This is a genomic window from Streptomyces sp. NPDC059456 (assembly GCF_042750055.1).
In the GTDB taxonomy this organism is placed as follows: domain Bacteria; phylum Actinomycetota; class Actinomycetes; order Streptomycetales; family Streptomycetaceae; genus Streptomyces.
This window is the reverse complement of the sequence record NZ_JBHYVA010000253.1, coordinates 1-10,793: the sequence shown is the minus strand read 5'-3', so window position 1 is coordinate 10,793 and position 10,793 is coordinate 1. Positions and strand designations below refer to the sequence as shown.

Here is a 10,793-nt window from a genome sequence, read left to right as displayed (position 1 = left end):
TCCACTCACATCTTCTGCGGCAGCGTCAGATGTTTTTTAGCGACAGGGCCCCCCGGGGTGGGTCGGCGGGCCGGGCGTTAACGCCGTTAACGGCGTTAACGGTTGGCGGTGGCGGCGGACGGCGGGCCTAGCATGCGGGGATGAGTGATCTTGGGGACTGGGCGCAGGCGTTCCGGGTGGACGTGGCCGAGCGGGAGCTGGAGGATCTGGCCGAGCGGCTGGACCGGGTGCGCTGGCCCGATGAACTGCCGGGGGTGGGGCGGGCGTACGGGATGCCGCTCGGGGAGGTGCGGGAGCTCGCGCGGTACTGGCGGGACGGGTACGACTGGCGGGCGGCCGAGGCGCGGTTGAACGAGTGGCCGCAGTACACCACGGTCATCGATGGGGCCCGGGTGCACTTCGCGCACGTCCGCTCGCCCGAGGCCGGTGCCACGCCGCTGCTGATGACCCACGGCTGGCCCGGGTCGTTCGTGGAGTTCCAGCGGGTGGCCGGGCCGCTGACCGATCCGCGGGCGCACGGCGGGGATCCCGCTGACGCGTTCCACCTGGTGCTCCCGCACATCCCGGGCTTCGGCCTGTCCGGGCCGACCCGGGAGAGAGGCTGGGAGTTCAAGCGGACCGCCCGGGCCTTCGGGGTGCTGATGGGGCGGCTCGGGTACGCGGCGTACGGGGTGCAGGGCGGCGACTGGGGGGCGGCCGTTTCGCGGGAGCTCGGGAGGATCCGGCCGGGGAACGTGCTCGGGGTGCACCTGAACCTGCTGCCCGGGGGAGGGGCGACCGAGGAGCCGCGGGCCGAGGAGCTGGCCGGGCTGAGCGCGGCCGAGCGGGAGCGGACGCTGGCTTCGTGGGAGAGGTTCCGGGTCTGGTCGCGGGAGCGGCAGGGGTACGCCGACATCCAGGCGACCCGGCCGCAGACCCTCGCGTACGGGCTGAACGATTCGCCGGTCGGGCTGCTCGCCTGGATCGGGGAGAAGTTCGCCGAGTGGAGCGACCCCGGGTGCCCGATCGACCGGGACCAGATGCTGACCAACGTGATGCTGTACTGGCTGACCGGGACGGCGGGGTCCGCCGCACGCATCTACTACGAGCGCGCGCACGCCGACCACCACGGACTGCCGCCCGAGGTGTCGGCCACGCCGACCGCGCTGGCCGACTTCCCGCGGGACAACTTCATCCCGCTGCGGCACATCGCCGCGCGCACCGATGCGATCGTGCGCTGGACCTCGTACGACCGGGGCGGGCACTTCCCGGCGATGGAGGTGCCCGAGCTGCTGGTCGGGGACGTCCGGGCGTTCTTCCGGCAGCTGCGGTCCGGGATGTGAAATGCGGCGCGGGAGGCGGCGTACGGCTGTGATCATCGCCCGATGAGAGACGAACAGCGGACCAGGCCCGTCCTGGTGGGCGACGAGCGCGCCACCTTGACCAGCATCCTGCAGTGGCAGCGGGACACCCTGATGATGAAGTGCGCGGGGCTGACGGACGAGCAGTTGCGGCGCAAGGCGGTCGCGCCGTCGGGGCTGAGCCTGATCGGGCTGGTGCGGCACCTCGCGGAGGTCGAGCGGGGCTGGTTCCGCAACGTCCTGAACGACGAGGACGTGCGCGGCCACTTCCCGAAGAACGAGGCCGGGGAGTGGACGGAGTTCCACGTGGAGGACGCCGACCCGGCCGAGTCGTTCAGGATCTGGAAGGAGAGCTGCGCGCGGTCCCGGGCGATCGTCGATGCCGCCGAGTCGCTCGACGTGCAGGGACGCCACGGCGACGAGGCGTACTCGCTGCACTACATCCTGGCCCACATGATCGAGGAGTACGCCCGGCACAACGGGCACGCGGACCTGCTGCGCGAGGCGATCGACGGGGTGACGGGGGAGTAGCCGCGCCTCACGCGGAATGCGCGGTGCCGGCGGCGTCCAGGGCGGTGAGGGCCACCGGCCACGGGAAGTGGGGCGGGGCGTCGGGGCCGGCCGGGCCGGGGACGAAGCCGTCTTCGCCGTAGAGGACGGTGACGCCGGCGCCGCGCAGGGTGGCGAGGGACTGGTCGAACTGCGGGTGGGCGGCGAGGGCCGTGTTCATGCAGGGCATGGTGACCACGGGGGTGCCCTTGCCGATCGCCTCGGCGGCGACGCCGACGGCGAAGCGGTCGGTGAGGCCGAGGGCCCAGGCGTTGAGGGAGTTGAAGGTGGCCGGGGCGAAGAGCAGTGCGTCGGCGGCGGGCCACACGTCGGGCTCGCCGGGGAGCTTGTACTGCCAGCGCACGGGGTGGCCGGTCAGGGCGGCCAGGCCGTCGAGGCTTCCGTCGAGCCAGTGCGCGGCCGTGGGAGTGAGGCCGAGACAGACGTCCCAGCCGCGGGCCTGGGCGTCCTCGATCACATGGGCCACGTCGAAGACGGGCGGGGCGGCGGAGCAGAGCAGGTAGAGCGTTCTCGTGGGGGTCATACCGACATGTGATCACATTGCTTGATCTCTGCCCTAGTTGAGGGGGAGTGATCGGCCGAATGTGAGTGATCAGGTTTCATGCCGAGGTGGCGAGGAACCCGGTCACGACGGCGTGGAAGGCCTCTGGGCGGTCGAGGTGGACGTCGTGAGCGGCGCCCGGTACGCAGACCGCCGTCGTGGGCGGGCCCGGCGGGGTCAGCATGCGCTGTGACTCCTGTGCCGGGATGATCCCCTTCTCGCCGGTCACGAGCAGGGTCGGGCAGGCGACCCGCTGCCACTCGGGCCACCAGTCGCGGGTGGTGTTCTCCGTGATGGCGGCGACCATGACGTCCCGTTCGAAGCGCGGGTACCAGCCGTCCGCCCGCTGCTCCAGCCCGGCCGCCCAGGCCTCACTGCCCAGGAACGCGCGTGCCGCGTCGAGCGTGGGGAAGGGGAGCGGCCAGGAGCCGAGCAGGGCGCCGATTTCGGCCGGGGTGGCGGGGTCGGCGGCCGCCGCGCCCGCTTCGACCAGGACGAGGGCCCGGACCAGGTCCGGGTGGGCGGCCGCGGTGAGCAGGGCGGTGTGCCCGCCGAGGGACTGGCCGATCAGGACCGGGCGGTCCAGGCCCAGTTGTGCGGTGACGGCGAGGACGTCCGCGACGTGGGCCGCGCGCGAGACGTCGGTCGGGCGGCGCTCGCTCGCGCCGTGGCCGCGCTGGTCCACTGCCACCACCCGGTGGTGCGGGGAGAGGTGCGCGGCCATCGCGTCCCACTCGCCGGCGTGTCCCGCCAGGCCGTGCAGGAGGACGACCGGAGTGCCGGTGCCGCCCCAGTCCCGGCAGGAGAGGCGGACGCCGTCCTGCGGGCTGGTGACGTTGCGTTCGGTCCAGGTCGTCGTCATCGGGACATCTTCCAAGATTTTTCGGCGGTGGGCGATGAGTTTCGTGCGGGGCGGGCGTCTACCCCTGTGACAGTGCAATACGACGCACACCGACCGACAGGAGCACCACAGACATGAGCGAGCCGGTGAAGGGCCCCGCCAGCTACTTCCCTTCGATCGAGAAGAAGTACGGACGCCCCGTCGCGGAATGGAAGGAGCTGATCCGGTCCTCGCCGCTCGGCAAGCACATGGAGCTCGTCTCCTGGCTCAAGGCCGAGCACGGGCTGGGGCACGGCCACGCCAACGCCCTCGTGGCGCACACGCTCGCCGAGGACGCGGGCCGCGCCTGACGGCTCGGGGCCGCGGGCAGGGGCACCGGGAACCGGCGGGCGGGCGGGTCGGCGTGGACGTACGCGTATGCGGCTGAGCTTTTCGGCGATGTTCCGTCTCGCCGGTACGGGCTTGACTGGAGGCATGACACAGACACCGCAGACACCGCAGACACCGCAGGCATCGCAGGCACAGACCCTCGTCATCGGGGGCAACGGCAAGACCGGGCGCCGCGTCGCGCAGAAGCTCCGGCTCCGGGGTCTCCCGGTGCGGATCGGTTCGCGCACCGGAGCCCCGGCCTTCGACTGGAACGCCCCCGGCACCTGGGGCTCGGCGCTGGAAGGCGTCGACCGGGTGTACGTCACCTACTACCCCGACCTGGGCTTCCCGGGGGCCGCCGAGCAGATCGGCGCGTTCTCCGAGGCGGCCGTCGCCGCCGGGGCGCGCCGCCTGGTCCTGCTGTCCGGGCGGGGCGAGGAGGCCGCGCAGCGCGCCGAGGAGGCCCTGAAGGCGTCCGGCGCCGACTGGACGGTCGTCCGGGGCAGCTGGTTCGCCCAGAACTTCGACGAGGGCTTCTTCCTGGATTCCGTACGGGCCGGGGAGATCGCCCTGCCGACCGCGGACGCCGTGGAGGCCTTCGTCGACACCGACGACATCGCCGACGTGGTGGTGGCCGCGCTGACCGACGACCGGCACATCGGCAGGACCTACGAGCTGTCCGGGCCACGGCTGATCGGCTTCGCCGACGTCGCCGCCGAACTGTCGAAGGCGACCGGGCGCACGATCACGTACGTGCCCGTCTCGAACGAGGAGTACCGCGGGGTGCTCCGCGAGAACGGCCTGCCGGAGGAGTTCGCCGACCTGTTCACGCTGATCCTGGACGGGCGCAACGCCCACCTCGTGCACGGGGTGGAGGAGGTCCTCGGCCGGGAGCCCAGGGACTTCGCCGACTACGCCCGTGAGGCGGCGGCCACCGGTGTCTGGGACGTCTGAACTCCTGCCGCGGGGCGGGACGCCGGGGGAGGATGGTCCCATGGACACGCTGACCGGCCTCCTCGAAGGCCCCAAGGCCCGGGGCGCCTTCCTGCTCAAGTCCGTCTTCAACCCGCCGTGGGCGGTACGGATCGAGGACCGGGCCCCGCTGTCGGTGGTCACGATGGTGCACGGGACCGGCTGGCTGCTCCCCGACGGGGGCACGCCGGTGCTGATCGGCCCCGGGGACGTGGCCGTCGTACGGGGACCCGAGCCGTACACGGTGGCGGACGCTCCCGGGACGCCGGTCCAGATCACGGTGGACCCGGAGCAGCGGTGCAGCACTCCGGCCGGCGAGGACGTCAGCGAGTCCATGGCGCTGGGCGTGCGGACCTGGGGCGCGGAGTACCAGGACGCCGGGTCGGCGGTGATGCTGAGCGGTACGTACACGGCGCCGAACGAGATCGGCCGCCGGCTGCTGGGTGCGCTGCCGACGATCCTGGTCCGGCCGGCGGCGGCCGCGGACGCCACGCTGATCGGACTGCTCGGCTCCGAGATCTCCCGGGACGAGCCGGGCCAGGAGCTCGTCCTGGACCGGCTGTTGGACCTGCTGCTGATCGGGGTGCTGCGCACCTGGCTCGCGGACCCCGGTTCGGGGGCCCCGGGCTGGTACCGGGCGCAGGGTGATCCGGTGGTCGGCCGGGCGCTGCGGCTGCTGCACGAGAACCCGGCGCACGGCTGGACGGTGGAGGAGCTGGCCCACAAGGCCGGGGTCTCCCGGGCCTCGCTGGCGCGGCGGTTCACGGACCTGGTCGGCGAACCGCCGATGGCGTACCTGACGGGGTGGCGCCTGGCCCTCGCGGCCGACCTGTTGCGGGAGCCGGACGCCACGGTGGCGACGGTGGCCCGGCGGGTGGGCTACGGCTCGGCGTTCGCGCTGTCGACGGCGTTCAAGCGGGTCCGCGGGATGAGCCCGCAGGAGTTCCGTACCGGCGCCGCGGCGGTGACCGCCGGTCCGGCGGCTCCGGGGTCCTCGCGCACGGTGGTCCTGCCACAGGACGACACCCCCTAGCGGGCCGGGAGGTCCAGGACGGCGACGGTCTGGCCGCCGCTGAGCTCGCCGGTGAGGCGGAAGCCGAGGCCCAGGTAGAACGGCTCGGGGGTGCCGGGGCCGGTCTCCCAGGTGACGTACACGCGCTCGGTGCCGCGGCTGCGGAGCTCGGCGGTGAGGGCCTGGACCGCGAACCGGCCGTAACCCTTGGCCTGGTGGTCGGCGGAGACGTTCAGGCGCCAGATGCCCGAGCGGATGTCGGCGGGGTCCCGTTCCGGGTCCCAGGCGATGTCGACGAAGGCCATGACGAAGCCGACGACCTCGTCGCCGTCGACGACGGCGCGCGGCCAGGCGGTGTCCCCGTGGACGTAGGCCTCGGCGAGGGACTTGACCACGGGGGAGACGAGACGGGCCTGGTCGGGGCGTACCTGTACGGCGCACACCGCGTCGAAGTTGGCTGCGGTGACCGGCTCCAGGCGGAGGGCGGAGGTGCTCATGGCCGCACCCTACCGGGGGCGTTTCGGGCGTGGGCACGGGGACCGATGGATGGCCAGGGCCATGACACGGCGATGGCACAGCGGTGGCAGAGGCACGACAACCAGAGGCACGACAACCAGAGGGACGACAACCAGAGGGACGACCAGAGGAGCGTTTCATGTACGGGAACACAGTCGGCGGGAGCCGGATCGCGACCGCCCTGCTCACGGTGTCGACGGTGCTCATGGGTTTGATGGCGGGCCTGTTCTTCGCCTTCGACGTCTCGGTGATGCCGGGGCTGGCCCGGGGCGACGAGCGGACGTACGTCACCGCGATGCAGAACATCAACGCGGTCATCGACGGGAACGGGCTCTTCGGCGCCGTTTTCGTGGCGGCCCTGCTCGCCGCCGTCGCTTCGGCGGCGGCGGAGTTCCGTGCGGGACGGCGCGGGGTGGCGGTGTGGGTGGGGGCGGCGGCCGCGCTGTACCTGGTCGCCCTGGTGATCACCTTCACCGTGAACATCCCGCTGAACAACGAACTCGCGGACGCGGGCGACGCGGCGGGGCTGACCGACTTCTCGGTCGTGGAGAAGTTCAAGGGGACGTGGGTCACCACGAACATCATCCGCACGCTGCTCTGCACGGCGGCCCTGACGGCCCTCTCGCGGGCCCTGGTGCTCCACGGGCGGGCCGCCACCGCCCGGTGACGTCCGGTACGTCCGGTGACGTGCGGGGGCTTCAGAGGCGGCCGTTGAGGACCAGGGCCCAGGCCAGGCAGCCGAGGGCGATCGTGCACAGCAGCGTCCTCAGGCGGTTGGCCGGCACCCAGCGCGCCTCGAAGGCCCGGCGGACGGCGGCCGGGTCGGCGATGCGCTCGACGGGGCCGGCCTGCTCCAGGGCGTTGTTGAGCGGGATGTTGACCCCGCCGGTGACGCCGAGCTGGAGGGCGTACGCGACCAGTGCCGCGACGAGCGGCGCCGCCACGGCGCCGCCTCCGGAGGCCAGGTGCAGGGCCAGCGTGAGGCCCGTGAGGAGCAGGGCGCCGAGGAAGCCGGTCAGGAACCAGCCGTTGACGATGGCGACGTTGACGCGCTGCATCACCTGGATCAGCGTCCGGTCGTCCGAGCGCCGCAGCGCCGGCATCACCGACACGTCGAAGGCGAAGAACAGGCCGGCCATCAGTCCCGTCGTGACCGTCGCCGCGATGAGTGAGACGAGTCTTGCGATGTCCACGTCCGTTTCTCCCTGTTGCTCGGTCTGTTGCTCGGTCTGTTGCCCGGTCTGCTGCTCGGTCCGTTGCCCGTTCGATGGTCGCGTAGCCGATCGTCCTGCGGTGGTCATACCCCGCGGAGGGATTTTTGTCCGCAGGGCAGAAGCCTTGCCCAGATCAGCGCTGCGCACGGTAGCCTCCGAAAAGGGCCGTGATCCGGAAAAACTTTTCCGAAAATGCACGTACGAGAGGCGCTCCGCTCGGAAACGACCGGTACTCGCGGACCTGCAGGCACCATGCACCTGCCGTCGTCTACGCACCGCGCACCCCCTGGAGGGACACCCGTGAAGGACTCGAAGGACAGGCTGGAAGCACTGCGGGCCGAGATCGAGCGCCGCAACCCCGCGCAGCCGGAGTTCCACCAGGCGGTGCGGGAGGTGCTGGAAAGCCTGGCGCCCGTCTTCACCGCCCGGCCGGAGTACGCGGATCCGGCGGTCGCACTGGTGGAGCGGCTCACCGAGCCGGAGCGGCAGATTCTGTTCCGGGTGCCGTGGCAGGACGACCGCGGTCGCGTCCACGTCAACCGTGGCTACCGCGTCGAGTTCAACAGCGCGCTCGGCCCGTACAAGGGCGGCCTGCGCTTCCACCCGTCCGTCGACATCGGCGTGGTGAAGTTCCTGGGCTTCGAGCAGATCTTCAAGAACGCCCTGACGGGACTGGGGATCGGCGGCGGCAAGGGCGGCAGCGACTTCGACCCGCACGGCCGCTCCGACGCCGAGGTCATGCGGTTCTGCCAGTCCTTCATGACCGAGCTGCACCGCCACATCGGCGAGCACACCGACGTCCCCGCGGGCGACATCGGCGTCGGCGGCCGCGAGATCGGCTACCTCTTCGGCCAGTACCGGCGCATCACCAACCGCTGGGAAGCCGGCGTCCTGACCGGCAAGGGCCGGGGCTGGGGCGGCTCCGCGATCCGCCCGCAGGCCACCGGCTACGGCAGCGTGCTGTTCGCCGCGGAAATGCTGCACGTGCGCGGCGAGTCCCTCGACGGACTGACCGCGGTCGTCTCCGGCTCCGGCAACGTCGCCCTCTACACGATCGAGAAGCTCCAGCAGCTCGGCGCGAACCCGCTGACCTGTTCCGACTCCCAGGGCTACGTCGTCGACGACAAGGGCATCGACCTCGCCCTGCTGAAGCAGATCAAGGAGGTCGAGCGCGGGCGCGTCAGCGAGTACGCGGAGCGGCGCGGCGCCTCGGCGCGGTACGTGCCCGGCGGCCGGGTCTGGGAGGTCCCCGCGGACGTGGCCTTCCCCTCCGCCACCCAGAACGAACTCGACGTGCAGGACGCCCGCACGCTCATCGCGAACGGCGTCAAGGCGGTCTCCGAGGGCGCCAACATGCCGACCACTCCCGAGGCGGTGCGCATCCTCCAGGAGGCCGGGGTCGCGTTCGGGCCGGGCAAGGCCGCCAACGCGGGCGGGGTCGCCGTCAGCGCCCTGGAGATGAGCCAGAACGCCGGCCGGGTGGCCTGGAGCGCGGAGCGCGTCGAGGACGAGCTCGCCGCCATCATGCGCTCGATCCACGAGGTCGCGTACGAGACGGCCGAACGGTACGGGGCCCCGGGCGACTACGTGACCGGCGCCAACATCGCCGGCTTCGAGCGGGTCGCCGACGCGATGCTCGCGCAGGGCGTCATCTGACCGACGGGCCGGCGGGCCGACGGGCCTCACCGGCTGATCGGCCGAGCGGCCGAGGCGGTTCGTGCGGGGTCCGGGGCTTCGGCTCCGGGCCCCGCACGGCCGTGCCGGGGCCGTAGCCTGGGGCCCGACCTGGCCGGATGACCACCGAGGGGACGAGACCGTGCTGACGGCATTGGACGGGGTGTACGGGGACCGCAAGGACGCGATCGAGGTCGCGGGGCGGACCGCCTCCTACGAGGAACTGCTGGGCGCGGCCCGCGCGGTGGCCGCCGACGTGGCCGGGGCGAAGGCCTTCGCGATGACTGCCACGGCCTCCCTGGAGACCGTCGCCGCCGTGGTCGGGGGGCTGCTGGCCGGGGTGCCGTTCGTACCGCTGCCGCCGGATGCCGGGCCCGCCGAGCGCGAACACGTCCTGCGGGACTCCGGGGCGCAGCTGGTGGAGGTGGACTTCGCCCGGCGCTCCGACCGGACCGGGTCCGCCGCGGCGCCCGGAGACCCGGCGCTCGTGCTGTACACCTCCGGCACCACGGGGGCGCCCAAGGGCGTGGTGCTGACCGCCGCGGCGCTCGCCGCCGACCTGGACGCGCTCGCCGAGGCCTGGCAGTGGAGCGCCGAGGACACGCTGGTGCACGGCCTGCCGCTGTTCCACGTGCACGGGCTCGTGCTCGGCGTGCTCGGCGCCCTGCGCACCGGCAGCCGCCTCGTGCACACCGGGCGGCCCACGCCCGGGGCGTACGCCGCGGCCGGCGGGAGCCTGTACTTCGGGGTGCCGACCGTGTGGTCCCGCATCGCCCGGGAGCCCGCGGCCGCGGGCGCACTGTCCGGGGCCCGGCTGCTGGTCTCGGGCAGCGCCGCACTGCCCGCACCCGTCTTCCGGGACCTGGAACGGCTGACCGGGCTGCGGCCCGTGGAGCGGTACGGGATGACGGAGACGCTGATCACGATCAGCGGCCGTGCCGGCGGCGAGGTCCGGCCCGGGACGGTCGGGACCCCGCTGCCCGGCATCCGGACCCGGATCGCCGCCGAGCCGGGCGCCGAGATCGGGGAACTCCAGCTGACCGGCCCGACGTTGTTCGCGGGGTACCTGGGCCGGCCGGAGGCCACGGCGGCCGCGTACACCGAGGACGGGTGGTTCCGTACGGGCGACATCGCGGCGGTCGATCCCGCGGACGGGGTCCACCGGATCGTGGGCCGCGCATCCATCGACATGATCAAGTCGGGCGGATACCGGATCGGCGCCGGGGAGATCGAGAACGCGCTGCTGGACCACCCCGGGGTCAGTGAGGCCGCGGTGGTGGGGGTCCCGGACGCGGACCTGGGGCAGCGGATCGTCGCGTTCGTCGTCGCGGAGGGCGTCACGGGCGACGAACTCACGGAGTTCGTCGCGGCGAACCTGTCGGTGCACAAGCGGCCGCGGGAGGTCCGGTTCGTCTCGGCGGTGCCGCGGAACGCGATGGGCAAGCCCCAGAAGAAGCGGCTGCTGGAGCAGTACGGGGCCTGAGCCCCGGTGCCGTACCCCGGGCCCGCCCGTACCCCGGTACCGGCGGGGCCGGATCTGCCCGGTGGCGCCCAGTTGCCGGTGGGGTCCCGGTGGAGGCGGGGTTCAGGGGGCCTTGAGGGCCGTCCCGAGGCGCAGCGACTGGGGGAAAGCGGACCGGCGACTAGTAGGGGGGGGGGGGGGCGGGGAGATAAAATTAGGTGACGGTGGGGGGGTGCGGGGGGAAACGGGGGGGTGTGACGCGAGGTGGGGGGCTGGGGGTGT

Annotated in this window: 12 protein-coding genes; 8 read left to right on the top strand and 4 right to left on the bottom strand. The window is 72.7% G+C overall.

The window, feature by feature from the left end:
- Positions 1-140: 140 nt before the first annotated feature.
- Positions 141-1,322, top strand: coding sequence for an epoxide hydrolase family protein (locus tag ACFXA3_RS21985; protein WP_385189101.1), 1,182 nt, complete (start codon positions 141-143; stop codon positions 1,320-1,322).
- Positions 1,323-1,364: 42 nt separating this feature from the next.
- Positions 1,365-1,871 carry a DinB family protein gene (locus tag ACFXA3_RS21980; RefSeq protein WP_385189100.1) on the top strand — a complete coding sequence of 169 codons (507 nt, stop codon included), beginning with the start codon at positions 1,365-1,367 and terminating at the stop codon, positions 1,869-1,871.
- Between the two features lie 7 nt (positions 1,872-1,878).
- Here the strand turns inward: ACFXA3_RS21980 and ACFXA3_RS21975 are convergent, their stop codons facing one another.
- Together ACFXA3_RS21975 and ACFXA3_RS21970 are read right to left on the bottom strand one after the other, a co-directional pair.
- Positions 1,879-2,433, bottom strand: a complete 555-nt coding sequence (locus ACFXA3_RS21975; RefSeq protein ID WP_385189098.1) for a flavoprotein — start codon at positions 2,431-2,433, stop codon at positions 1,879-1,881.
- 76 nt (positions 2,434-2,509) lie between these two features.
- Positions 2,510-3,313, bottom strand: a complete 804-nt coding sequence (locus ACFXA3_RS21970) for an alpha/beta fold hydrolase (RefSeq protein WP_385189097.1) — start codon at positions 3,311-3,313, stop codon at positions 2,510-2,512.
- A gap of 113 nt (positions 3,314-3,426) precedes the next feature.
- Here ACFXA3_RS21970 and ACFXA3_RS21965 point away from each other — a divergent pair, with 113 nt between their 5' ends.
- The 3 genes from ACFXA3_RS21965 to ACFXA3_RS21955 all read left to right on the top strand — a co-directional run bounded on the left by ACFXA3_RS21965 (position 3,427) and on the right by ACFXA3_RS21955 (position 5,666).
- A complete protein-coding gene (locus ACFXA3_RS21965) occupies positions 3,427-3,642 on the top strand; it encodes a DUF4287 domain-containing protein (protein WP_385189096.1) in 216 nt (71 codons plus the stop codon).
- Between the two features lie 124 nt (positions 3,643-3,766).
- Positions 3,767-4,615, top strand: a complete 849-nt coding sequence (locus tag ACFXA3_RS21960; protein ID WP_385189094.1) for an NAD(P)H-binding protein — start codon at positions 3,767-3,769, stop codon at positions 4,613-4,615.
- Positions 4,616-4,655: 40 nt separating this feature from the next.
- Positions 4,656-5,666, top strand: coding sequence for an AraC family transcriptional regulator (locus tag ACFXA3_RS21955; protein WP_385189092.1), 1,011 nt, complete (start codon positions 4,656-4,658; stop codon positions 5,664-5,666).
- Here ACFXA3_RS21955 and ACFXA3_RS21950 read toward each other — a convergent pair.
- Complete coding sequence (locus ACFXA3_RS21950) at positions 5,663-6,142, bottom strand: GNAT family N-acetyltransferase (RefSeq protein WP_385189090.1); 480 nt, start codon at positions 6,140-6,142, stop codon at positions 5,663-5,665. The two genes, ACFXA3_RS21955 and ACFXA3_RS21950, sit on opposite strands and share 4 nt — an antisense overlap.
- Before the next feature lie 158 nt (positions 6,143-6,300).
- Between ACFXA3_RS21950 and ACFXA3_RS21945 the strand changes: the two genes are divergently transcribed.
- Positions 6,301-6,828 (top strand): anthrone oxygenase family protein, encoded by a 528-nt coding sequence (locus ACFXA3_RS21945; RefSeq protein WP_385189088.1) that lies wholly within the window; start codon positions 6,301-6,303, stop codon positions 6,826-6,828.
- Positions 6,829-6,859: 31 nt separating this feature from the next.
- Here ACFXA3_RS21945 and ACFXA3_RS21940 read toward each other — a convergent pair whose 3' ends face one another.
- The gene (locus ACFXA3_RS21940; protein WP_385189086.1) at positions 6,860-7,354 is read right to left on the bottom strand and encodes a DUF1772 domain-containing protein; all 495 of its coding nucleotides are present in this window, start codon (positions 7,352-7,354) and stop codon (positions 6,860-6,862) included.
- Positions 7,355-7,627: 273 nt separating this feature from the next.
- Here ACFXA3_RS21940 and gdhA point away from each other — a divergent pair, with 273 nt between their 5' ends.
- Both gdhA and ACFXA3_RS21930 read left to right on the top strand, forming a co-directional pair.
- The gene (gene gdhA / locus ACFXA3_RS21935; RefSeq protein WP_385189084.1) at positions 7,628-9,031 is read left to right on the top strand and encodes an NADP-specific glutamate dehydrogenase; all 1,404 of its coding nucleotides are present in this window, start codon (positions 7,628-7,630) and stop codon (positions 9,029-9,031) included.
- Between the two features lie 160 nt (positions 9,032-9,191).
- Positions 9,192-10,532 (top strand): AMP-binding protein, encoded by a 1,341-nt coding sequence (locus ACFXA3_RS21930; protein ID WP_385189083.1) that lies wholly within the window; start codon positions 9,192-9,194, stop codon positions 10,530-10,532.
- Positions 10,533-10,793: the final 261 nt, after the last annotated feature.